This is a genomic window from Nocardioides turkmenicus, from assembly GCF_011045035.1.
Taxonomy (GTDB): domain Bacteria; phylum Actinomycetota; class Actinomycetes; order Propionibacteriales; family Nocardioidaceae; genus Nocardioides; species Nocardioides turkmenicus.
Window position 1 is genome coordinate 137869 of sequence record NZ_JAALAA010000012.1, and the last position, 22683, is coordinate 160551.

At 70.6% G+C, this 22683-nt stretch carries 17 protein-coding genes and 2 tRNA genes; 10 read left to right on the plus strand and 9 right to left on the minus strand.

Going from position 1 to position 22683, the window contains the following annotated elements; translation table 11 throughout:
- Positions 1-106 precede the first annotated feature (106 nt).
- The 4 genes from G5C66_RS15560 to G5C66_RS15575 all read right to left on the minus strand — a co-directional run bounded on the left by G5C66_RS15560 (position 107) and on the right by G5C66_RS15575 (position 2732).
- Positions 107-179, minus strand: a tRNA-Lys gene (locus tag G5C66_RS15560).
- A gap of 82 nt (positions 180-261) precedes the next feature.
- Entirely contained in the window at positions 262-1839 is a 1578-nt protein-coding gene (locus tag G5C66_RS15565) for a phytoene desaturase family protein (protein ID WP_165111870.1), read from the minus strand.
- A gap of 9 nt (positions 1840-1848) precedes the next feature.
- Positions 1849-2271: a hypothetical protein gene (locus tag G5C66_RS15570; protein WP_165111871.1), complete on the minus strand. Its 423-nt coding sequence runs from the start codon at positions 2269-2271 to the stop codon at positions 1849-1851.
- Positions 2268-2732, minus strand: coding sequence for a MarR family winged helix-turn-helix transcriptional regulator (locus G5C66_RS15575; RefSeq protein ID WP_165111872.1), 465 nt, complete (start codon positions 2730-2732; stop codon positions 2268-2270). Before G5C66_RS15575 ends, G5C66_RS15570 begins: the two co-directional genes overlap by 4 nt.
- Before the next feature lie 171 nt (positions 2733-2903).
- Here G5C66_RS15575 and G5C66_RS15580 point away from each other — a divergent pair, with 171 nt between their 5' ends.
- From G5C66_RS15580 to G5C66_RS15590, 3 genes are all read left to right on the plus strand, one after another.
- Positions 2904-3284 carry an MmcQ/YjbR family DNA-binding protein gene (locus tag G5C66_RS15580; protein WP_165111873.1) on the plus strand — a complete coding sequence of 127 codons (381 nt, stop codon included), beginning with the start codon at positions 2904-2906 and terminating at the stop codon, positions 3282-3284.
- A gap of 214 nt (positions 3285-3498) precedes the next feature.
- A complete protein-coding gene (locus tag G5C66_RS15585; protein WP_165111874.1) occupies positions 3499-4083 on the plus strand; it encodes a hypothetical protein in 585 nt (194 codons plus the stop codon).
- Positions 4084-4217: 134 nt separating this feature from the next.
- A complete protein-coding gene (locus tag G5C66_RS15590) occupies positions 4218-6944 on the plus strand; it encodes a BTAD domain-containing putative transcriptional regulator (RefSeq protein ID WP_165111875.1) in 2727 nt (908 codons plus the stop codon).
- Between the two features lie 13 nt (positions 6945-6957).
- Here the strand turns inward: G5C66_RS15590 and G5C66_RS15595 are convergent, their stop codons facing one another.
- The gene (locus tag G5C66_RS15595; protein WP_165111876.1) at positions 6958-8583 is read right to left on the minus strand and encodes a long-chain fatty acid--CoA ligase; all 1626 of its coding nucleotides are present in this window, start codon (positions 8581-8583) and stop codon (positions 6958-6960) included.
- 61 nt (positions 8584-8644) lie between these two features.
- Positions 8645-10075, minus strand: coding sequence for a MocR-like transcription factor YczR (yczR, locus tag G5C66_RS15600; RefSeq protein WP_165111877.1), 1431 nt, complete (start codon positions 10073-10075; stop codon positions 8645-8647).
- Between the two features lie 78 nt (positions 10076-10153).
- On the opposite strand from yczR, the gene yczE reads away from it, so the two are divergent.
- Positions 10154-10777 (plus strand): membrane protein YczE, encoded by a 624-nt coding sequence (gene yczE, locus G5C66_RS15605; RefSeq protein ID WP_165111878.1) that lies wholly within the window; start codon positions 10154-10156, stop codon positions 10775-10777.
- Between the two features lie 22 nt (positions 10778-10799).
- On the opposite strand, the gene G5C66_RS15610 is transcribed toward yczE, so the two are convergent.
- Positions 10800-10876, minus strand: a tRNA-Arg gene (locus G5C66_RS15610).
- 405 nt (positions 10877-11281) lie between these two features.
- Between G5C66_RS15610 and G5C66_RS15615 the strand changes: the two genes are divergently transcribed.
- Positions 11282-13072, plus strand: a complete 1791-nt coding sequence (locus G5C66_RS15615) for a hypothetical protein (RefSeq protein WP_165111879.1) — start codon at positions 11282-11284, stop codon at positions 13070-13072.
- A gap of 12 nt (positions 13073-13084) precedes the next feature.
- On the opposite strand, the gene G5C66_RS15620 is transcribed toward G5C66_RS15615, so the two are convergent.
- Both G5C66_RS15620 and G5C66_RS15625 read right to left on the minus strand, forming a co-directional pair.
- Complete coding sequence (locus G5C66_RS15620) at positions 13085-13876, minus strand: N-acetylmuramoyl-L-alanine amidase (protein ID WP_165111880.1); 792 nt, start codon at positions 13874-13876, stop codon at positions 13085-13087.
- Positions 13877-13976: 100 nt separating this feature from the next.
- Positions 13977-15401, minus strand: a complete 1425-nt coding sequence (locus G5C66_RS15625; protein ID WP_165111881.1) for an aminopeptidase P family protein — start codon at positions 15399-15401, stop codon at positions 13977-13979.
- Between the two features lie 124 nt (positions 15402-15525).
- Here G5C66_RS15625 and G5C66_RS15630 point away from each other — a divergent pair, with 124 nt between their 5' ends.
- The 5 genes from G5C66_RS15630 (at position 15526) to ettA (ending at position 22663) form a co-directional block, all read left to right on the plus strand.
- Entirely contained in the window at positions 15526-16692 is a 1167-nt protein-coding gene (locus G5C66_RS15630) for a PrsW family intramembrane metalloprotease (protein ID WP_165111882.1), read from the plus strand.
- A complete protein-coding gene (locus G5C66_RS15635) occupies positions 16689-18533 on the plus strand; it encodes a GTPase domain-containing protein (protein WP_165111883.1) in 1845 nt (614 codons plus the stop codon). Before G5C66_RS15630 ends, G5C66_RS15635 begins: the two co-directional genes overlap by 4 nt.
- A gap of 90 nt (positions 18534-18623) precedes the next feature.
- The gene (locus G5C66_RS15640; RefSeq protein ID WP_478354321.1) at positions 18624-20213 is read left to right on the plus strand and encodes a GTP-binding protein; all 1590 of its coding nucleotides are present in this window, start codon (positions 18624-18626) and stop codon (positions 20211-20213) included.
- A gap of 171 nt (positions 20214-20384) precedes the next feature.
- Complete coding sequence (locus tag G5C66_RS15645; RefSeq protein ID WP_165111885.1) at positions 20385-20912, plus strand: single-stranded DNA-binding protein; 528 nt, start codon at positions 20385-20387, stop codon at positions 20910-20912.
- A gap of 68 nt (positions 20913-20980) precedes the next feature.
- Positions 20981-22663 carry an energy-dependent translational throttle protein EttA gene (ettA, locus tag G5C66_RS15650; protein WP_165111886.1) on the plus strand — a complete coding sequence of 561 codons (1683 nt, stop codon included), beginning with the start codon at positions 20981-20983 and terminating at the stop codon, positions 22661-22663.
- Positions 22664-22683 lie beyond the last annotated feature (20 nt).

A 22683-nucleotide genomic window follows, 5' to 3' on the forward strand; every position in this document is an offset into this window, starting at 1 on the left:
TTCGGCGGGCCGTCGTCATTGGGGTTTGTGTGCCCATTGTGTGCCCGGGCCAGCTAACAAAGAACCGGCCCTCACCTGAAAGGCCAGGTGAGGGCCGGTTTCGATGTACGCCATGTAGGACTTGAACCTACAACCCGCTGATTAAGAGTCAGCTGCTCTGCCAATTGAGCTAATGGCGCATGTCCTTCGCGCGTCAGGCGCGCTCGGCGACGAGAAGAACATTAGCAGCGGGCTCGGATGCGGCCCAAATCGAGGAGAGGGTCAGCGGAGCTCCAGGACGGCTTGGGCGGCGTTGTGGCCGCCGAGGCCGGAGACGGCACCGCCACGGCGGGCGCCGGAGCCGCACATCAGGATGCTGCCGACCTCGGTGGCGACGCCCCAGCGGGCGGCGGGGGTGGTCAGGTCGGCGGTGTCGGGTGCCCAGGGCCAGGCGAGGTCGCCGTGGAAGATGTGTCCGCCGGGCATGGCCAGGTCGGCCTCGATCTCCTGGGGGATCTTGGCCTCGATGCACGGCTCGCCGTCAGCGGTCCGGGCGACGACGGAGGAGATCGGGTCGAGCAGGTGCTTGTCGAGGGAGGCGATGGCGCGCTCGACCGCCTGGGCCTTGCGCTCATCACGGGTGGCCGGGTCGTCGAAGAGGGTGGCCGGGGCATGCAGGCCGAAGTAGGTCAGCGTCTGGGTGCCGGGCGGGACGTCGCCGAGGATCGAGGGGTCGGTCAGCGAGTGGCAGTAGACCTCGCCCGGCATCTCGGTGGGCACCGAGCCGGCAGAGGCCTCGGCGTACGCCTTCTCGAGCTCCGAGTAGGACTCGCCGAGGTGAAGGGTGCCGGCGAAGGCGACCTCGGGGTCCTCGCCCGAGCGCAGCCGGGGGAGTCGCTCGAGGAGCATGTTGATCTTGAGCTGGGCGCCGACCGGCTTGACCGCCGGGGAGGGCGTGTGGCCGAGGAGGCCGTCGAGGACGTACGGAGCCAGGCCGGAGAGCACGAAGTCGGTGGCGACCGTGTGGGAGCCGGAGGAGTCGGTCCAGGTGACCTCGGCGCCCTCGCCGACGGCACCGCCGCGGATCGAGGTGACGGTCGCGCCGGTGAGGACCTGCGCGCCACCTGCGTACGCGGCTTTCGCGATGGCGCCGGTGACGGCGCCCATGCCGCCGACCGGTACGCGCCACTCGCCGGTGCCGTTGCCGATCAGGTGGTAGAGGAAGCAGCGGTTCTGGATCAGGCTCTCCTCGCCGAGGCTGGCGAAGGTGCCGATCAGGGCGTCGGTGGCGACCACGCCGCGGACCAGGTCGTTGCCGAAGCGGCGCTCGATCGCCTCGCCCAGCGGCCGCTCGACGACGTCGCGCCAGATCGGTGCGTCGACCTGGGAGCGGATCGCGGCGGCGGTCGGCAGCGGAGAGGTGAGGGTGGGCGCGACGACGCGGGCGAGGTCGGCGACCTCGGCGTAGAACGACCCCCACGCGGCGTACTCCTCGTCCGACCCCGTCACCGCGCGGAAGCTCGCCGCGGTGGCCTCACCCTCCGGCGTCTCCACGAGGAGGCCGGAGGCGCGGGAGCCGTCGAGGAAGGGCGAGTACGACGCGGTCTGCCGCGACGCGAGCTCGATGTCGAGCCCGAGGTCGGTGCGGATCTGCTCGGGGAGCAGGGAGACCAGGTAGGAGTAGCGGGAGAGCCGGGTCGGGAAGCCCTCGAAGGCCTGCGCCGAGATCGCCGCGCCGCCGACATGGTCGAGCCGCTCCAGCACGAGGACGGAGAGGCCCGCCCGGCTCAGATAGGCGGCGGCGGTGAGGCCGTTGTGACCACCGCCGGCCACCACTACGTCGTAAGTCTCATGCGCCATGCCCGCATCCTAGGAGGCGGACAGAGCGGCGTTGGCCCGTTCGGTGAGGGTGGCCAGGACGCGTGCGGTCACAGCGAGGTCGTCGGCGGGGATGTCGGCGAAGAACGTCCTGGTCAGCGGCTGGGTGCGCTCCGTGATCTCCTGCTGGAGGCGGTCTCCCCCCTCGGTGAGGGTGAGGCCGTCGGAGATCAGGCCACGAGCGATCGCGGCGTCGAGGTGCGACTCGACCTCCGCCTCGGAGGTCTTGATGTTGTGGGCCGTGGTGGCGACCAGGTCGGCACGGGACGTGTCGCTCTGGCGCAGGTAGTTGAGGAGGAGCGACTGCTCGAAGGTCAGGTCGTAGTCGTCGAGCACGTCGAGCAGGTTCTTCCGGATGGCGAAGTAGGCGACGCCGAGATTGGCGCCGGTCAGGACGGGAGCTGTGGTGGTCATGATGGTTCTCCTGGGATGAGATCGGTGTCGATGGGGGCGGCGAGCATCGCCTCGAGCGCTGCTTGCGCCTCGGCGGCACGACGGCTGTTGCGTCCGCCGAGCGGTGCGGTGAGCTGGTCGAGCAGCCGGCCGGTCACCGCGATCGCCTCGCGGGTGACCTCGGTGCCCTCGGGCGTGATGGCGAGGCGTACGGCTCGGGTGTCTCTGGCGTCCCGGACGCGCTCCACCCAGCCCTTGGCCTCGAGCTGGCGGGCGAGCTTGGAGACGTACATCGGCTCCAGCCCGGTGAGGTCGGCCAGCTGCTTCTGGGTCGGGGCCTCCGAGGCGCGGAGGCCGTGGAGGGAGGCGATGAGCGAGTACTGCGCGTGGGTGAGACCCAGGGGCGCGAGCGCTCGGTCCATCGAGACCCGCAGACGCATGGCGAGGCGCCACACGACGTATCCGATCGTCTGCTTCTTCATGGAAGAAACGGTACATGTTTATCATAAACATGTATATGGAATTCTGTCGGTCTCGACCCGCTTCGCGGGGTTCGCAAGCTCACCCGCTGCGCTCGCTCGACCTCCTCGCGTTCGCCCAGCGCAAGCGCCGGGCGAGGCTCGGATGTCGGTGGTCCCTGGCAGGATCGGAGCATGGCTGAGCGTCCAGAGGTGCCCGAAGCGATGGTGGCGCGACTGAGGGAGATCCTCAGCGCGTTCCCGAAGTGCCTCGAGGACGATGCCTGGGTGGGGGTGCGCTGGCGGGTCGGCCCGGCGACGATCGCGCACGTCTTCGGGGGTGAGGACCAGCTCTTCCGGATCGTGTTCCGGGCCGAGCCCGACGAGGTGATCGCCTTCGAGCACCTCGGCCACCCCTATTTCAAGGCCGGGTGGGGCGGCAACGTGGTCGGGATGATCATCGACGACGACACCGACTGGGACGAGATGACCGAGCTCCTGACCGACTCCTACTGCATCCAGGCCCCGGCCAAGCTGGCCGCTCTCGTCGAGCGTCCGGCCGTGGGGACGGAGTAGAGCCAGGCTTTCGCTGGTCACGCCCTGATTTCGTGTGGCGACGGCGATTCCGGCCCGTGTCCGCTACGTCGTTCTGTGGAAATGGTCACCGAAGAGTTGTGCAGCGATTGGGACCTTAGACCCTAGGCCGGCTGTCTGGACTCGGGCATGTTGCCATGGTAAATCAAGGGGAACAATTTCCTTCCCATGGCAACAAATTTCATAAGGAGTGCGTGTGCGTCGTTTGGCCATGCTGATCCTCGGGGGAGCCGTCGCGGCGGCCGGGGTCGGCTGCGGTTCGGACAGTTCCGTCGACTACGGGTTGTACAGCAACAACCACGGTGAGAACCCGGCGATGGAGAAGAAGGTGATCACCGTCGACAGCACCGAGAGGATCCAGCAGAACCAGCAGCTGGGGCTGACGAGTGAGGGCACCATCAAGGGCGAGGCACCCGGAATCCTGTTGAGGGTGATCGTGCAGGACGTCTTCGAGACGTCGTTCACCGACGGCACCCAGACCCCGCCGGGGTCGCGGGTGATGGCCGTCGAGATCCAGGTGGTCAACGCCGGGTCGAGGGTATTCAACGGCAGCCCGGCGGCGGGCACGACAGTGATCGATGCCTCGGGCAAGAAGTACAAGAGCCAGCCCAGCACGGTGTCGGTCGACGGCGGCGAGGTGTTCCCCAACCCGTTCGGGTTGCAGCCGCGTGACCAGCGGACGGCCCTGGTGCCGTTCGTCGTCCCGGTCGGGGTGAACATCAAGCAGGTCGAGTTCCAGATCGACAAGGGTGGCGAGAGCGGCCTCTGGCGCGTTCCGTAGACCAGAAGCCCTAAATCTGGGCTCAGCACCAACCTCCAGGCAACCTTCTGGCGGCATTCCGCGTCACCATCTCTGCGGTGATGAGACGATGAGGCGTCTCGGACGTAATGCTGCGTGGTCAAACAGGAGGTGTGGTGCGGGTCCGGGTCCTTGGCGCCGTCGAGCTGATCTGTGACGACGGCACGGTGCAGAAGCTGTCGCGTACGCGACGGACTCTGCTTGCCCTCCTGGTGGCCGCGCGCGGAGCACCCGTCTCCTCCGACCTGCTGGTCGAGGAGCTGTGGAGAGGTTCACCCCCGGCGACGGGGGTGAACCTCCTTCACCAGCGCATCCGTGACCTGCGGCGTGCTCTCGGCGACGATCGCCGCCGTCTGGAGCGCCGGGCGAACGGCTATGCGCTGGTCGGCGCCGATGTCGACCAGGTCCGCTTCGAGGAGCTGGTCGAGCGGGGCCGGGCCGCCGCCGAGGCCGGCGACCAGGAGCGGGCCAGCCTCCTCTTCGATGCTGCGCTCGTGCTGTGGACCGGGAGCGCGTACGGCGGGGTCGGCGAGTCCCAGATGATCGCGACCGAGGCAGCCCGGCTCGACGAGCTGCGCGTGGTGGCCGTCGAGTCCCGGGCCGCCGCCGACCTGGCGCTCGGCCGGCCCGCGGCCGTGGTGGGCGACCTGGGGCCGGTCGTCCAGGACAACCCGCTCCGCGAGCGGCTGTGGCTGCTGCTGATGACGGCGCTGTGGCAGTCCGGCCGCACCGCCGAGGCCCTGGACGCCTACCAGCGGCTCTTCCGCCTCCTGCGGGACGAGCTCGGGGTCGAGCCGTCCAAGGACGTACGCGACCTGCATCTGCGCATCCTGGACGGCGACGATCCCGAGCTCGCGCCGACGCGGACCCGCGAGCAGATCGTGCCGCGCCAGCTGCCGCCGGTCGTCGCTGCCTTCGCCGGCCGTGAGCACCACCTGTCGATGCTGGACGAGCTGGTCGCGGAGGACGAGGGCCGCGCCGTGGTGATCTCCGCGATCGCCGGCACGGCGGGGATCGGCAAGACGACGCTGGCGCTCTACTGGGCCCACCGGAGCGCCCCGCGGTTCCCGGACGGACAGGTGTTCGTGAACCTGCGCGGCTTCGACCCGTGCGACGCGCTGGACCCGTTGGACGCGCTCGGGGTGGTGCTCGAGGCGTTCGCGGTCGAGCGGTCCCGCCAGCCCCAGGACATCGACGGCCGGGCGGGGCTGCTGCGCAGCAAGCTCGCCGGCAAGCGGGTGCTGCTCGTGCTCGACAACGCCCGCGACAGCGAGCAGGTGCGCAGCCTGGTCCCCGGCAGCCCTGGCTGCGTCACCCTCGTGACCAGCCGGAACAGGCTCTCCGGCCTGGTCGCGGAGGCCGGTGCGAGGCCGATGGAGCTCGGGCTGCTCGACGACGCCGAGGCGTACGAGCTGCTGGCGGGTCGCCTGGGCGCGGAACGCCTGCTGGCCGAGCCGGAGGCGGTCGAGCGGATCATCGAGCTGTGCGCCTCGCTGCCGCTGACGCTCTCGGTCGTGGCCGCCCGCGCGGCCACGCGTCCGGCCTACGCCCTCGCCGACCTGGCCGACGAGCTCGGCGAGTCCCGCCTGGACGGGTTCGGCAGCGGTCGTGGCGACCTCCGGGCGACCTTCTCCTGGTCGGTGCGACACCTGTCCGACCCGGCGGCGCGGCTCTTCCGCCTGATCGGCCTGCATCCGGGGCCGACGCTCAGCGTGCTCGCCGCGGCCAGCCTGGCCGGGATCTCGCGCGTGCGGGCGCGGCGCCTGCTCGACGAGCTCACCGAGGCCAACCTGCTGACCGAGGTGGCGCCCGGGCGGTTCGTGCTGCACGACCTGCTCCGGGAGTACGCCGCCGACCTCGCCACCACCGAGCCCGACTCGGTGCGCGAGGAGGCCCAGCTGCGGATGATCGACCACTACGTGTTCAGCGCGCGGTCGGTGCACAGTGCCTACGATCCCCATCAGAGCCACCTCGACGCCACCGAGCCGATGCGCGAGGGGGTCGCTGTCGAGATCGTCGGGGACAGCGGCGAGGCGCTGGCCTGGATCGCCACCCAGCTGCCGGTGATCTCCCGGGTCATCGACACCGCGGTCGCCCAGGGCCTCGCACCCGATCGGATCGTGCTGCTCGTCGGCGCCCTCGAGCGCCTGCTCGACCTCCAGGGACGCTGGATCGAGCTCGCCGCGCTGGCCGAGGCCGCGCTCCCCGGGGTGCGCCGCAGCGTCTCGCAGGGCGGCGACCCGGCCGGGCTCGGGGTCATGCACCGCGCCGCCGGGGCGGCCTGTGGGCGGCTCGGCCGGGTCCAGGACGCCCTCGACCACCTCGGCCGGGCCCTCGGCCTGGCGACGGAGTCGGGCGACCTGGTGGCGGAGGGGAAGACCCTGCACCGGCTGGCCACCGTGGCCACGGCCTCCGGCGACCACGCCGGGGCGGCTGCGTACGCCGCGCGGGCGGCGGACGTCTTCGCGCGCGGAGGCGACCTGATCCGCGCGGCCTGGACGACCGGGCGGCTGGGCCTCTACGAGGCGCTCGACGGGTCCTACGAGTCCGGGCTGCGTCACTGTGAGGCGGCGCTCGCCGAGCTGCGCCGGGTCGCACCCGGCTATCGCAGCGAGGGCAACGTCGTCGCCACCATCGGCTGGATCCACCAGCAGCTCGGCGCGGTCGACGAGGCGGCCGGGCACTTCGAGGAGGCCGTGACCAAGCTCCGTGCCGCCGGCGACCTGCCCGGTCTGGCCGACGCGCTCGGCCACCTGGCCGAGACCCGCGCCGCCCTGGGCAAGCACGAGGACGCCCGCTGCGCGAGGGTCGAGTGCGACGCGATCCTCGCGCAGCTGGGCTGAGCCGCGATCTCTGCTACGCCGTGGGCAGCTTGTAGTCGGCGTACTCCTCGCGCAGGGTCTTCTTGGAGAACTTCCCGACCGAGGTCTTGGGCACCTCGTCGATGAAGACCACGTCGTCGGGCACCTGCCACTTGCCGAGGTTGTCGGCGAGGTAGCCGAGCAGCTCCTCCTTGGTCACCGACTCGCCGTCCTTGACCACCGCGAACGCCAGCGGCCGCTCGCCCCACTTCGGGTGCGGCACCGCGACGACGGCGGCTTCGGCGATGCTCGGGTGGCCCATGATGAGGTTCTCGATCGCGACGGTCGAGATCCACTCGCCACCGGACTTCACCAGGTCCTTGGTGCGGTCGACGATGCGTACGTAGCCCAGCGGGTCGATCGCGGCGATGTCACCGGTGCGCAGCCAGCCGTCGGGGGAGAAGGAGCTCTCCGCGTCGACCTTGTAGTAGCCCGAGGCGATCCACGGACCGCGGCACTCGAGCTCTCCGGTCGTCTCGCCGTCCCAGGGGAGCTCGTCGGTGGTGCCGGGCTCCACGATGCGGAGCTCGACGCCGACGGCGGGGATGCCCGGCGACGTACGGTAGTCGGCCTTCTCCTCCTCGGAGAGGCCGGCGATCTCGGCGCGCTCGTTGAAGACGCTGCCGAGCGGCGACATCTCGGTCATGCCCCAGGCCTGGGTGATCGGCAGGCCGATCGCCTCGCGCCAGGCCTCTGAGAGCGACTTCGGCACCGCGGAGCCGCCGCAGATGACCACCCGCAGCGAGGAGAGGTCGGCGTCCTTCAGGAGCGGGACCATGCCCATCCAGATCGTGGGTACGCCGGCCGCGATCGTCACCTTCTCGGCCTCGAGGAGCTTGATGATGCCGCCGGGCGAGAGGTCGGGGCCGGGCAGGATCAGGTTGGCGCCGGCCAGCAGCGAGGAGTGGGCGAAACCCCAGCCGTTGGCGTGGAAGAAGGGCACCACGGGCAGCACCCGGTCACGGTCGTTGGTGCCGAAGAGGGTGCCGGCCAGCGAGGCCAGCGCGTGCAGGTACTGCGAGCGGTGGGTGTAGACGACGCCCTTCGGGTTGCCGGTGGTGCCGGAGGTGTAGCAGATCCCGGCGGCGGCGCGCTCGTCGGTGACCCGCCCGTCGATCACCGCCTCCTCGGCATCGGCCATCAGCTCCTCGTAGGAGACGACCCGCGGGTCGTCCGGGAGCGGCGTCGGCGCCCCGTCGTCCATCACCACGACGTGCTTGAGCGTGGTCAGCTGCGGGAGCAGCGGGGCCAGCAGGCCGAGCAGCGACCGGTCGATGAAGACGGCCTCGTCCTCGGCGTGGTTGAAGGTGTAGACGAGCTGCTCGGGGAAGTAGCGGATGTTGCCGGTGTGCAGCACCCGTCCCGTGCACGGGACGGAGTAGTAGAGCGCCAGGTGGCGCAGGGTGTTCCACGCGAAGCTCGCCACCCGGCCGTCCTCGGAGATGCCGAGGCGGTCGAGGACGCTGGCCTGCTTGCGTACCTCCACGGCCAGGTCCTTGAACGTGCTGCGTTCCAGACCGGTCGCGGTCTTGGTGACGATCTCCCGCGTCGGGAAGACGCGCTCGGCGCGCCGGATGATCGTGTCGATGGTCAGCGGTGCGTCCTGGATCAGTCCTTGCATGCTGCACATCGTGACCCAACGTGGCGCGCGTCACAACGAGTTCGTATGAACTTCTTGATGCTCAGACGACCGCTTCCGAGGTGGTGAGGGCCAGGGCGGGGGTGGAGGCGGCGCGGGGCCAGACCTCGGCGAGGATCTCGATACCGCGGCGGACGAGCTCGGGACGGGGCGTGATCGCCAGCCGCAGGTGGCGCTCGTAGGCGCCGTCGACGCCGAACCGCGGCCCGGCGGTGACGAGCAGGCCGTGGGGCCGAGCGGCGAGGGTGAGCTGGGAGCTGACCGGAGCGGGCAGACCGACCCAGGCGGAGAGGCCGCCGTCGATACGCGGCGGCAACTCCCAGTCGGGGAGGTGCTCGCGCATCGCGTGGTAGAGCGCGGCGCGGCCGGCGGCGAGCTGTGCGGCGCGCTCCTCGAGGATCTCGGGCAGGTGCTGGAACAGGATCGTGGTGACCAGCTGCTCCCAGATCGGGGTGCCGAGGTCGGTCGCCGAGCGTCCGCTGGCGATCTGGGTCAGCAGCACCGGGTCGGCCCGGATCCAGCCCACCCGCAGCCCGCCCCACAGCATCTTGCTCGCCGAGCCGATGTGGACGACGCGGGCCTGGTGCTCCCCGGCCATCGCCGCCAGCGGCGGGTAGGTGTGCGGGCGGTCGATGTTCAGCTCGGCGGTGGTGTCGTCGGCCACCACGAGGGTGTCGACCTTCGCGGCGGCGTGCAGCAGGCGGAGCCGGTCCTCGGTCGACATCGAGCGAGACGTCGGGTTGTGGAAGTCCGGCATGACGTACGCCATCACGGGGGTGGTGCGGGCGATGGCCGCCGCCATCGCCGGCATGTCCCAGCCGGCGTCGGTGGTGACCGGGCTGGTGATGATCCTGGCGCCGGCGAGGCTGAGGGCGTCGTACGCGTTGGGGTAGGACGGGCTCTCGGCGTAGGCGCGGTCGCCGCGGCTGATCACGGTGCGGGCGAGCAGTGCGATCGCGCTCTGGCCGCCGGTGGTCACCATGATCTGGTCGGGGTCGGTCGGTAGACCGCGAGCGGTGTAGCGCGCCGCGATCTCCGCGCGGAGCTCCTCGATGCCCCACAGCGTGTAGCCGGGGCCGGTCATGTGGTCGGCCAGCCGCCGGGTCGCCTCGACCGCGGCCTCCGGGAGGCGCCGGGTGGCCGGCAACGTGGCCCGGACCAGGTCGATCTCGCCGCCCTCGGTGAACGAGTCGGGTGCGGTCGGCGGGAGCTTCGTCGTCGTGCCCGAGCCCTGCACGCTCAGCGCATAGCCGTGCTCGCGCAGGCGGCGATAGGCCGCGGTGATCGTGGTGCGGCTGAGCATGAGCCGCTCGGAGAGCTCGCGCTCGGAGGGGAGCCGTACGTCGGCGGAGAGCCGTCCGTCGATGAGCAGCAGCTGGATCCGTTCGGCGAGGTTCTCGTACGCCGGGCCTTCCCCTTGCCACTGACCGAGCAGGCCCGCGAGCGCAGTGGCACCGATTCTTCCGCGAGGCATGAGTCCACCTTACGCCGATTGGCTTCTTTACCTTCGATTGGACCCGTGATTGGCTTTGCAATCGTGAAGGATCTCTCTGTGAAGTCGCTCGCTTGGTTGATAACTGGACTCTTTCTGTACGGCATCGCGCTCGCCCTGCTGCTGCGTGCCTCGCTCGGCGTCGGGCCGTGGAACGTGCTGACCTCGGGTCTGGTCGAGGTCACCGGCATCTCGTTCGGCCTGATGACCAACCTGATCGGGCTCGGCGTGCTGCTGGTGTGGATCCCGCTGCGACAGCGGCCCGGGATCGGGACGGTGCTCAACGTGCTCATGGTCGGCACCGCGGCCGACATCGGCCTGTGGCTCATCCCGCCGGTCTCCGGTCCGTTCGCGCAGGTCGCGGTCTTCGTGGGTGGGCTGACGCTGCTCGCTGCGGCGACCGGGATCTACATCGCGCCGGGCCTCGGTCCGGGTCCGCGCGACGGCCTGATGACCGGCCTCCACCAGCGGACCGGCGCCCCGGTCTGGCTCTGCCGTGCCGGCGTCGAGATCACCGTGCTGGCGATCGGCTGGCTCCTCGGTGGACTCGTCGGGATCGGCACCGTCGCCGAGGCCCTTCTCATCGGCCCGATGGTGCACCGCGCCCTGCCGTTCTTCCGGACGCTGTACGCCGGGAGGCCCGCCTCCGAGACCGTCGCAGCCGAAACACGCGCGGGCGCATGATTTAACCCACACAAAATTCCTGTGGCGCCCCCGACAGGATTCGAACCTGTGACCGTCGGATTAGAAGGCCGATGCTCTATCCAGCTGAGCTACGGAGGCGTGGCCCGCGTGAGCACCCCGCCGGAAGGGGGTTTGCGCAGGCCGCGCCCGATCTTACCGGTGCCCGTATCCCTTGTGTGCATCGGAAAGCGAAAGGCTGGGCGGAGTGTTACCAAGGTGTGGGCGGTATTTGGGCGCACTGTCCCCGCACTGTCGACGTGCGTGTCCGGTTGGCGGACTACGAGGGTTCGAGACTGGACCGGATCATCGGTAAGGTCCCCGGACATGACTATGGAGTCCATGTGCACCTCGTGCGGTGCAGCCGTCACCGGTATGCGCTTCTGCACAGGTTGTGGGACCCCCGTCAGAAGCGCTCATCAGCCGCCGTCGCAGGGTGCACCGGAGCCGGTCGCACCGCCGCGACTGCCGCAGCGGGGTGCCGATCCTGAGCAGGGTGGTCTGTCGTTGCCGAGGCGTGGCCAGGGAGCCTTCGCGCCCGCGCCCGACGCCGACACGGAGCCGGCCCCGTTGCCGCTCGAGCAGGTACGACGTACGCCGGGGGCCTCGATGGCGCCCCAGCTGAGCATGACCGCGCCCAGCGGTGAGCAGCCCGCCTTCGGTGGCGGCATGGCTCCGCCGCCGGCGGGCTCGGAGGGTGGTGGCCTGTTCGGGCTCGCGGCGCGTACGCCGAAGTTCGAGCCCGAGCTCGCCTCCCAGTCGCAGTCGCTCTTCCTGCCGAAGCGCAGGAAGGTCGCCGAGCAGGCTGAGCAGGCCGAGCAGCAGGCTGAGCAGGCGCCGGAGGAGCCGACCGCGCCCGAGCCCGCTCCGGCCGAGCGGCCGGAGCCGGAGCAGCCCGCGTTCGAGGCGCCCGCGCCCGAGCCGGAGATGCGGCAGCAGCAGGTGCCCGAGAGCCCGGAGCCGATGGCGGCGCCTCCGCTGCCCGAGCGACCGGTCGGTGCCCGCGGCCAGAGCGGTGAGCATGCGGCGTTCGTCGAGCCTGCCCCGCTGGCGGACCGCCCGCAGGTGGGCGGCCCCGACCCCGACGCGACCGTCGAGGCGATGCCGCCGGTCGAGCGTCGCCAGCCCGAGCCGGCCCGCCCGGATGCCACCCAGGTCGCGATGAGCCCGCGGTTCGACGCCGCGGAGGACGCTCCCGGCGGCACCCGCCCGCGCGACGAGCTCGAGCAGTTCGAGCAGTTCGCGCCGCCGCCGCAGCAGTTCGACGCCCCGGCGCCCGAGGCCCGCTACGACGCCCAGCCCGACCACCGGCAGCCGGAGCACGGCCAGCCCGAGCAGAGCGAGCAGACGGCGGTGTACGGCGATCCGGCCTACGCCCCGCTCGCGCCGCAGCTGGAGCCGGACCAGGCCCAGTGGTCCGGGCCGTACGACCAGCCTTACGACCAGGGCCCCGGCCAGGCCTACGAGCAGTCCTACGGCCAGCCGCAGGACGGGTCGCAGGACCAGTTCGGCCAGCCGTACGGGGATCCCTACGGCCAGAACGTCTACGCCGACGCGACCCTCGTGGGTCAGCCGCCGGTCGGTCCGGGGCCGAACACCCCCGCGCCGCCGCCGATGGCGCCGCAGGGCTACGACCCGTACGGGAACGCCTACGACGCCCGCTACGAGCCGCAGCGCGGCCAGGGCCAGGGCAAGGGTCTCGGCGGTCTCGACCTGAAGCGCTGGGGTCTGATCGTCCTCGTGGTCGCTGTCGTGGTCGCGATCATCGCGTTCATCATCGGCCTCAACAACAACGGCGACGCCAACGCGAAGACCGGCACCACCAAGGGCGCCACCACGACCGGAGGCGGCGCGGCCGCCGAGGCCAAGAAGGTCGACGAGCTCATCAAGACCTCGGCCAAGGACAAGGCGGCCATCGGCGCCGCTCAGGCCGACCTCGAGGCGTGCGAGAACATCGAGGAGGCGATCCAGACCTTCCAGGACGCCGCCGCGTCTCGCAAGGAGCTGGCGACGAAGGTCGCCAAGATCGACACCGCGGTCCTGCCGGGGTCGCGCAAGCTCGTCAAGAACCTCGAGGCCGCATGGCTGACCTCGCAGAACGCCGACCTCGCCTTCGCGGCCTGGGGTGAGAAGCGCAAGGTCAACGCCGAGGGCGAGTGCGTCGGTGGCAAGCGCAAGCTGGAGAAGGCGACCACGCTCAGCCTGGCCAGCCACGACCCGAAGAAGGCGGCCGCCAAGGCATGGGGGCCGATCGCGGAGGAGTACGGGCTCGAGTCGGTCGAGTGGACGAAGCTCTGAGTTGATCTGAGCTCAGCGTGAGCGGAGGTACGCCGCCATCGCCCGTTTGATGGCGGCGGCCGTCCGCTCGTGGAACCGGTCGGACGTCAGCAGCCGCGCATCCTCGGGGTTGCGCATGTTGCCGGTCTCGAGCAGCACCTGCGGCACCGTGGTGAGGTTGAGCCCGGCCAGGTCGTCGCGCTCCACGAACCCGCCCTCGCCGAGGTAGGAGGCCAGCGGCATGCCGGTCTTCCGCATCTCGGTACGCAGCATCTCGGCGTAGCGACGCGACGGCTCGACGACCTCGTCGTTGGTGCCCGAGGGCACCGGGATCAGCAGCGAGAAGCCCCGCTCGGCCGGCGCCGCGCCGTCGGCGTGGATGTCGATCGCGACGTCGGCCCTCGCATCGTTGATGATCTGGGCCCGCTTGTCGATGCACGGCCCGACGCCGTCGTTGCTGTCGCGGGTCATGACCACCTTCGCGCCGGACTCGCGCAGGTCGGCGGCGAGCTTCGTGGCCACCGCCCAGGTGAAGTCGGTCTCCGGGTAGCCGTCGTCCGTCGCGGTGCCGGTCGTGTTGCACGGGCTCCGCGAGCGCCCGTTCCACACCGGCTTGTTGATCACCTCGGGTGCGGCCGCGTTCCCGCCGTTGTGGCCGGGGTCGATCCCGACCACGGTGCCCTCGAAGACGTCGTCCGAGGCAGGGGAAGCCGGGGAAGCCGACGCCGAGGTGCTCGGCGTCTCCGACGAGGCGGGCTGCTGCCGCGGCGTACTTCCGGGGCTGCAGGCCATCAGGGCCGCGGCCAGGGTGACGCAGCCGGCCACGCTGGCTGCTGACCGAGGCAACTCGGCGAGCAGTCGCTGCCCTCGTGGAGTTCCACGAAGGCAGCGCCACCCGACTGAGTTGCCTCGGTCAGCAATCACGTCACAGATACTGGCCCATCCACGCCTCGACGTCGTCCGCCGTACGGGGCAGGCCCTTGGACAGGTTCACGGCGCCGTCCTTGGTGACGACGATGTCGTCCTCGATGCGGATGCCGATGCCGCGCAGCTCCTCGGGGACGAGCTTGTCCTCCTTCTGGAAGTAGAGGCCCGGCTCGACGGTGAGGACCATGCCCTCCTGCAGCGGGCCCTCGACGTAGGCCTCCTTCGACGCCGAGGCGCAGTCGTGCACGTCGAGACCGAGCATGTGGGAGACGCCGTGGAGGGTCCAGCGGGAGTAGGTCTTGTTGTCCTCGGAGAGCGCCTCGTCGACGGAGACCGGGAGCAGCCCGAGGTCGTCGAGCCCGTGCGCGAGGATCTCCATCGCGGCGAAGTGGCCGGCCCGGAAGGTGACGCCGGGGCGGATCGCCTCGATGCCGGCCTGCTGGGCGTTGTAGACGAGCTCGTAGAGGTTGCGCTGCAGGGGCGTGAACTTCCCGGAGATCGGGAGGGTGCGGGTGATGTCGGCGGTGTAGAGGTTGTGGCCCTCCACACCCATGTCGAGCAGCACCAGCTCGCCGGGGACGATCGGGCCGTTGTTGTCGATCCAGTGCAGCGTGGTGGCGTGCGAGCCGCCGCCGACGATCGAGTCGTAGCCGAGGTCGTTGCCCTCGGCGCGCGCACGCCGGAAGAAGGTGCCCTCGATCCAGCGCTCGCCGTGCTCGAGCACCTGGTCCCACTCGCGCACCGCGTCGGTGAAGCCGCGCACGGTGATGTCGCAGGCCTCCTGCAGCTCTCCGAGCTCCCACTCGTCCTTGATCAGGCGCAGCTCGGAGAGCGCCCGGGCGAACTCCTCGTCGCGGCCACCTTCGGTCGGGCTGACCAGCTTGTCGACGTCGGCCGACACGCCGCGGAGCACGCGGGTCGGGGTGTTGCCGGAGAGCGCGGAGGCGAGCTGGTCGACGTGGCGCACCTCGATGCCCAGCGAGTCGGAGAGCTCACGGGCCGAGGGACGCGCACCGGCCCAGAGCGCGCCGTACTGACGGTCGCGGAAGAACTCGTCGGTGTCGCGGCCGCTGCGCGGGCGGGCGTACAGGACCGAGGAGCCGTCGGGCTCGATCACGACGACGGCGTCGGAGGTCTGGTTGCCGGTCAGGTGGACGTGGGCGGTGTCGGCCCGGAAGCGGTAGTCGGTGTCGTTGGCGCGGACCTTGTAGGTGCCGGCCGGGACGACCAGCCGCTCGCCGGGGAAGATGCCCGCGAGTCGCTCCCGGCGGGCGGCCGCCCACGGGGTGATCGGATGCTCGGGAACCTCGACCTCGCGGTCGTCCCAGCCCTCTCTCATGAAGTTGGACCAGGCCTCGGGAACCGGCTGGTCGTGGCTCTCGGTGTGGTCGTCTGCAGGGGTGGGGGCGCCGTTGTCCGTCATATGGGAATCGTACGCCGCGCCGTGACGACGACGCTCGTGAGTTCCCAGGCCACGGGGGTGGCGAGGGTGTCTCGATCGGTGTCTGGTGGCACGTCCGGCCCGGTCGCCCGATAGTCTGGCGCGCATGGGGGCGATCCCGAAGGATCCGACAAGAAGCAGCCGCACGTTCACCATCGTGGTGGGCGTGCTTGTCGTGCTGACCTCTTTACCCGTGCTCGGGGTGGTTCTGCTGAGCACGAGCGTGGTCAACGACCAGCTGGCTCCGACCGGCGCCATCCTCGGGGTGCTCTTCGCGGCCATCCCGGTGGTGCCTCTCGTCTACGCCTTCCTGTGGCTGGACCGCTACGAGCCCGAGCCGAAGTCGCTGCTGGCCCTCGGACTGGGGTGGGGCGCCTTCATCGCGGTGGCGGCCGCGCTGATCGTGCAGAGCGTCGGGGCGCTGCTCGCCGGGTGGAGCGAGCCGACCCAGCTGGCGATCGTCGCGCCGGTCACCGAGGAGGCGGCCAAGGGGCTGTTCCTCTTCGTGCTGCTGGTGTGGCGACGCCACCTCCTCGACGGGGTGCTCGACGGGATCGTCTACGCCGGCATGGTCGGCATCGGCTTCGCGTTCACCGAGAACATCCTCTATCTCGGCGGCACCTACAACGGCACGCCCGGGATGGGCGACAGCTCGGCCGGACACATCGGTGAGTTCACCGTCGTCTTCGTGATGCGCTGCCTGTTCAGCCCCTTCGCGCACCCGCTCTTCACCGCCTTCACCGGCATCGGCATCGGCGTCGCGGTGGTGACCCGGAAGCGCTGGCTGAAGGTGGTCGCGCCGTTGCTGGGCTACGCGGTCGCGGTGCTGACCCACGGCACCTGGAACGGCTCGACGCTGCTCTTCGACGGGGCCGGCTTCCTGCTGGCGTACGTCGTGCTGATGGTGCCTGCGTTCGTCTCGATGGTGGTCTTCGCGATCTGGCGGCGGAAGTCCGAGCGGATCGTGCTGACCCGCTCGCTGACCGATGCGGCCCAGCGCGGCCTGATCCCCTACACCGACATCGGCTGGGTGGTCGATCTGCGGCGGCGGGACCAGGCGCGGAAGTTCGCGTCGACCCATGGTGGGGCTCAGGGGGTTGCGGCCATGCGTGAATACCAGCAGGCTGCGATCGAGCTCGGATACTTGCACTGGCGATTCCTGCGCGGCAACCCGCCGCCAGACTTCGCCGCCCGGGGGAGGGCATACGTTGACCGGATCAGTGAGGTACGTCCACACATCGCGTTCCCGAGCGGACAGGTGATGACAGGATGAGCGAGGAACAAGCACAGGCTCCTGACGAGGAGCCGCAGGCGTACGAGGCGCAGACCGCGGGGATGCTCGCCGAGAAGCCGACGACCGAGTTCGAGGCCGCCAAGGCCGAGATCCTGGCGTCCGGCGGCGAGAGCAACCGGATGGTGACCGCGCTGGTGAAGCTCCACCAGGCGCTGACCGAGATCACCCTGCCGTTGGACCTGCCCGGCGCCGAGGAGCAGCGGGCCGCCCGGCAGAACATGGTCGAGCAGCTCGAGAACTACGTCATCCCGCGGATGATGACCATCGACGCGCCGCTGCTCGCGGTCGTCGGCGGCTCCACCGGCGCCGGCAAGTCGACGCTGGTCAACTCGCTGGTCGGCACCAAGGTGACCACCCCCGGCCTGCTCCGGCCGACGACCCGCTCCCCAGTCCTCGTGCACCACCCCGACGACGCCCGCTGGTTCGGGCAGGACCGGCTGCTGCCCGAGCTGGAGCGGGTCGATCACCCGACCAACGACCCCGGCGCGCTGCAGCTGGTCGCCAGCGACAAGCTGCACCCCGGGCTGGCGATCCTGGACGCTCCCGACGTCGACTCGGTCGAGGAGGCCAACCGGGTGCTCGCGGCCGAGCTGCTCGCCGCGGCCGACCTGTGGGTCTTCGTCACCTCGGCCGCGCGCTACGCCGACCAGGTGCCCTGGGAGTTCCTGCAGCTCGCCGCCAACCGCTCCACCGCGGTGGCCGTGGTGCTCGACCGCACCCCGACCGAGGCCGTGCAGACCGTGGCCGGTCACCTGGCCCGGATGCTCGCCTCGCGTGGCCTCAAAGACTCGCCGCTCTTCATCGTCCACGAGGGCGAGGTCTCCGATGCCGGGCTGCTGCCGGCCGACCACGTCGCCGAGGTACGCGCCTGGCTCGACATGCTCGCCGACGACGCCAGCGCGCGCCACCAGGTGGTCACGCAGACGCTCGACGGTGCGGTGCGGGCACTGACCCTCGAGGTCCACCCGGTCGCCGACACCGCCGACGGTCAGGGCGAGGCCGCGCAGCGGCTGCGTGCGGACGCGGACATGGCCTACGACGACGCGCTCAAGTCGATCATGGCGGCGACCGCCGACGGCACGCTGCTGCGCGGTGAGGTGCTCGCGCGCTGGCAGGAGTTCGTCGGCACCGGCGAGATCCTCAAGGCGCTGGAGAGCCGGGTCGGGATGCTCCGCGACAAGATCCTCGGCTCGATCAAGGGCAAGCCGCAGCAGGCCGAGCGGGTGACCGCGGCCGTGCAGGGTGGCCTGGAGATGCTCATCCTCGAGCAGTGCGAGGCGGCCGCCGAGAAGGCCGAGGCAGCCTGGCAGATGAGCCCGGCCGGACGCGGAATGCTCGCCACCGGGCCCGCCGACCTCGGCCGGGCCTCGCGGGCGCTGCGGCCCAAGGCCGAGCGCGCGGTGCGCGACTGGCAGCAGGACGTGCTCGACATGGTGCGCAGCGAGGGTCAGGACAAGCGTACGACTGCGAAGTTCCTCTCCTACGGGGTCAACGGCCTCGGAGTCGCGCTGATGGTGGTCGTCTTCGCCTCGACCGGAGGAGCGCTCGTCGGTGCCGAGGTGGGCATCGCCGGCGGCACCCTCCTGCTCGGGCAGAAGCTGCTGGAGGCGGTCTTCGGCGACCAGGCCGTGCGCGGGCTGGCGTCGAAGGCGCGCAAGGCGCTGGAGGTACGCATCGTCGGCCTCGTCGACGAGGAGCGTGCCCGCTACACGGATCAGGTCGACGCGCTGCAGATCGACCAGGGCGCACCGGAGCGACTGCGGCACGCCGCGCGGAAGGTCAGCGACGCCCGGTTCGCCAGCCAGCGCGGCGATGACTGAGACTAGCCAGGGATTGAAGGGGGATCATTGAGCGGCTTGCTCGAAGGTGCAAAGAACCTGGTCAGCCGGGGTGGAGATCTCGGCGATCGACTGGACGGACTGACCGCTGCGACCGTGGCTGCGACGGGGCGCCTCGACGACGGGCTCGTCGAGGAGGCGCGCACCGTGGTCAACAAGGCCCAGGGGCGCCTCAAGCTCTCCGCCGACCACACGGTCGTCGGGGTCGCCGGTGCGACCGGTTCGGGCAAGTCCTCCACGTTCAACGCCCTGACCGGGCTGGAGCTCTCCGCCGTCGGCGTCCGCCGGCCGACCACGTCGTGGGCGACCGCCTGCGTGTGGGGCTCGGAGGGTGCCCAGGAGCTGCTCGAGTGGCTGGGCATCCCGGAGCGTCACCAGACCACCCGCGACTCGATGCTCGACACCCGGCGGGAGGGGCACGAGCTCGACGGCGTCGTGCTGCTCGACCTGCCCGACCACGACTCCACCGAGGTCTCCCACCATCTCGAGGTCGACCGACTGGTCGAGCTCGCCGACATGCTGGTGTGGGTGCTCGACCCGCAGAAGTACGCCGACGCGGCCATCCACGACCGCTACCTGCAGCCGCTCCGGACCCACTCCGAGATCATGGTCGTGGTGCTCAACCACATCGACCGGGTGCCGGAGGACCGTCGGGAGTCGATGCTGGGTGACGTACGCCGGCTGCTGGACCAGGACGGGCTGCGCAACGTCCCGGTGATCCCGGTCTCGGCCAAGCTCGGCTGGGGGATCCCACAGCTCAAGGCAGAGATCGCCCAGCGGGCCGCAGCGAAGCGGGCCAACAAGTCCCGCCTCTCCGCCGACATCAAGACCGCCGCCGTCAAGCTCGCCAAGGCCTCCGGCGACGCCAAGCCGCGCTCCCTGGCCAAGCCGCGGGTCGAGGCGCTCGAGGACGCCATCGCCGAGGCGGCGGGGGTGCCGACCGTGGTGGACGCGGTCGAGCGGTCCGTACGCACCCGCGCCCGGGCGGCCACCGGCTGGCCGCTGGTCTCGTGGGTCTCCCGGCTTCGGCCCGATCCTCTCAAGCGGCTGCACCTCTCGCTGGGGGAGGAGGCGACCCAGCTGGCCGGGCGTGCCCGGACCTCGCTGCCGCAGACCACCGCCGTCGAGCGGGCGCGGGTCGACACCGAGGTGCGCCAGCTCGCCGACGAGGCCGGTGCCGGCCTCGCCTCGCCGTGGCGCGACGCGATCCGCAGGGCGTCGGTCTCCCGGATGGGCGACCTCGCCGACCGGCTCGACGCCTCCGTCGGTGGTGTCGACCTCAACGCCGAGCGGTTGCCGCTGTGGACCGGGATGGTGAAGGCGCTCCAGTGGCTGCTGATCATCGTGGCCGGTATCGGGCTGGTGTGGTCGGTGGCACTGCTCCTCTCCGGAGCCGCTCAGGTCGGCGAGGTGACCCCGTCGGTCGCCGGGGTCGAGCTGCCCTACGTCCTGCTCATCGGTGGTGTCGGGCTCGGGCTGCTGCTGTGGTGCGTGTGTCACCTGCTGGTGATCAGCACCGCGCGGCGCCGGGCGCGGGTGGCTGACGCGCGGCTGCGTACGGCGGTCGCCGATGTCTCCCGTGAGCTGGTCGTCGACCCGATCGAGACCGAGCTGGCGGCCTACACCGCGCTCCGGCACGGGGTGGCCAAGGCGCTGCGCTGACCTGGAGGTCGGGCGGGTAGGGCCGACCTCCGGGCCGATCACTGTCCACAGGGATGGTTCGATCCGGGGTTGTCCACAGCCGGACGTACGCCGCCCGGAACTGTCGGTGGTCGAGCGCAGGGTTGTCTCCGAGGCCCGCACCAGGCGGGCGTGCAACCTGAGGAGACAACGATGAACGACTCGATCATCACCCTGCGTGGCTACGTCGGCGCGGACCCCATCGTGCGGAGCGTCGGCGACGTCTCGGTGGCCAACTTCCGGCTGGCGTGCACGCCGCGGAAGCTCAACCGGGCCACCGGGGAGTGGACCGACGGTGTGACCCAGTGGTTCACGGTGAGCGCCTGGCGCCAGCTGGGGGAGAACGTCGGGCGCTCGCTGCGCAAGGGTGACCCGGTGGTCGTCCACGGGCGGTTGACGGCCCGCAGCTACGTCAACAAGGACGGTCTCGAGGTCAACACGTTCGAGGTCGAGGCGAACGTCGTCGGCCACGACCTCAACCGCGGTATGACCAGCCTCTCGCGCAACCCGCGCACGCTGGCCGCGGTCGCCGCCGCTGCCCCCGGGCCCCGTGACGATGAGCCCGGCCGCGACCCGATGGCCGACTGGCGGGCGCCCGGCTCCGACCCGTGGGAGCAGCAGCCGGCGACGTCCGACGAGGGTGAGGCGGCCCCGGACTCGGAGGCCACCGCGGCGGCCTGAGGTGGGCCGGGCCTGCGGCGGGGTGCGCCGGTTGTACCGGCGTACCTCTCCCTCATTAGGGTGGACCCATGGCCGACTACATCCTCTCCCTGCGCAACGTGCGCAAGGCCCATGGCGACAAGGTCGTCCTCGACAACGTCACCCTCTCGTTCCTGCACGGTGCCAAGATCGGCGTCGTCGGCCCGAACGGTATGGGTAAGTCCTCGCTGCTCAAGCTGATGGCGGGGCTCGACCAGCCCAACAACGGCGACATCGTCCGCGACCAGGACGCGACCGTCGGGATGCTCCAGCAGGAGCCGCCCCTGACCGAGGGCAAGACCGTCCTCGAGAACGTCGAGGAGGCGGTCGGCGAGATCAAGGCGAAGATGAAGCGCCTCGAGGACGCCTACATGGAGATGGGTGACCCCGACGCCGACCAGGACGCCCTGATGGCCGAGACCGGTGAGCTCCAGACCTACCTGGACAACATCAACGCCTGGGACATCGACTCCAAGCTGGAGCAGGCGATGGACGCGCTGCGCTGCCCTCCGGGCGACGCGATCGTCGACAACCTCTCCGGTGGTGAGCGCCGCCGGGTCGCGCTGTGCAAGCTGCTCCTGCAGGAGCCCGACCTGCTCCTGCTCGACGAGCCCACCAACCACCTCGACGCCGAGTCGGTGCAGTGGCTGGAGGGTCACCTGAAGAGCTACAAGGGTGCCGTCCTGGCCGTCACCCACGACCGCTACTTCCTCGACAACGTCGCCGAGTGGATCGCCGAGGTCGACCGTGGGTCGATCCACGGCTACGAGGGCAACTACTCCACCTACCTGGAGACCAAGAAGGAGCGTCTCAAGGTCGAGGGCCTCAAGGACGCCAAGCGCGCCAAGATGCTCGAGAAGGAGCTGGAGTGGGTCCGCTCCAACGCCAAGGCGCGTCAGACCAAGTCGAAGTCGCGTCTGGCCCGCTACGAGGAGCTCGCCGCCGAGGCCGACAAGGCCCGCAAGATCGACACCGCCGACATCAACATCCCGCCGGGCCCGCGTCTGGGCGACGTGGTGATGGAGGCCAAGGGCCTGACCAAGGGCTTCGAGGGCCGCACGCTGTGGAACGACATCTCGTTCTCGCTCCCGCGTGCCGGCATCGTCGGCATCGTCGGCCCCAACGGTGTCGGCAAGACCACCCTGTTCCGGATGATCACCGGCTCCGAGACGCCCGACGCCGGTGAGCTCAACGTCGGTCAGACGGTCAAGATCTCCTACGTCGACCAGAGCCGTGGCGGCATCGACCCCAACAAGAACGTCTGGGAGGTCGTCTCCGACGGCCTGGACTTCATCAAGGTCGCCAACTTCGAGATGAACAGCCGCGCCTACGTCGCGTCGTTCGGCTTCAAGGGTCCCGACCAGCAGAAGAAGGCCGGCGTGCTCTCCGGCGGTGAGCGCAACCGCCTCAACCTCGCGCTCACCCTGAAGCAGGGCGGCAACATGCTGCTGCTCGACGAGCCCACCAACGACCTCGACGTCGAGACGCTCTCCTCGCTGGAGGACGCGCTGCTCGACTTCCCCGGTTGCGCCGTGGTCACCTCCCACGACCGCTGGTTCCTCGACCGCGTCGCCACCCACATCCTCGCCTGGGAAGGCACCGAGGAGAACGAGGGCGAGTGGTTCTGGTTCGAGGGCAACTTCGAGTCCTACGAGGCCAACAAGATCGAGCGCCTCGGCCCGGAGGCCGCACGCCCGCACCGCGTCACCCACCGTCGCCTCACCCGCGACTGAGCAACACCCCGCCGACTCGG

Bases quoted from the DNA above. Each gene is read 5' to 3' on its own strand.
- G5C66_RS15565 (WP_165111870.1), bottom strand. From the start codon at position 1,839: ATGGCGCATGAGACTTACGACGTAGTGGTGGCCGGCGGTGGTCACAAC.
- G5C66_RS15570 (WP_165111871.1), bottom strand. From the start codon at position 2,271: ATGACCACCACAGCTCCCGTCCTGACCGGCGCCAATCTCGGCGTCGCC.
- G5C66_RS15575 (WP_165111872.1), bottom strand. From the start codon at position 2,732: ATGAAGAAGCAGACGATCGGATACGTCGTGTGGCGCCTCGCCATGCGT.
- G5C66_RS15580 (WP_165111873.1), top strand. From the start codon at position 2,904: ATGGCTGAGCGTCCAGAGGTGCCCGAAGCGATGGTGGCGCGACTGAGG.
- G5C66_RS15595 (WP_165111876.1), bottom strand. From the start codon at position 8,583: ATGCAAGGACTGATCCAGGACGCACCGCTGACCATCGACACGATCATC.
- yczR (WP_165111877.1), bottom strand. From the start codon at position 10,075: ATGCCTCGCGGAAGAATCGGTGCCACTGCGCTCGCGGGCCTGCTCGGT.
- G5C66_RS15625 (WP_165111881.1), bottom strand. From the start codon at position 15,401: ATGACGGACAACGGCGCCCCCACCCCTGCAGACGACCACACCGAGAGC.
- G5C66_RS15630 (WP_165111882.1), top strand. From the start codon at position 15,526: ATGGGGGCGATCCCGAAGGATCCGACAAGAAGCAGCCGCACGTTCACC.
- G5C66_RS15635 (WP_165111883.1), top strand. From the start codon at position 16,689: ATGAGCGAGGAACAAGCACAGGCTCCTGACGAGGAGCCGCAGGCGTAC.
- G5C66_RS15645 (WP_165111885.1), top strand. From the start codon at position 20,385: ATGAACGACTCGATCATCACCCTGCGTGGCTACGTCGGCGCGGACCCC.
- ettA (WP_165111886.1), top strand. From the start codon at position 20,981: ATGGCCGACTACATCCTCTCCCTGCGCAACGTGCGCAAGGCCCATGGC.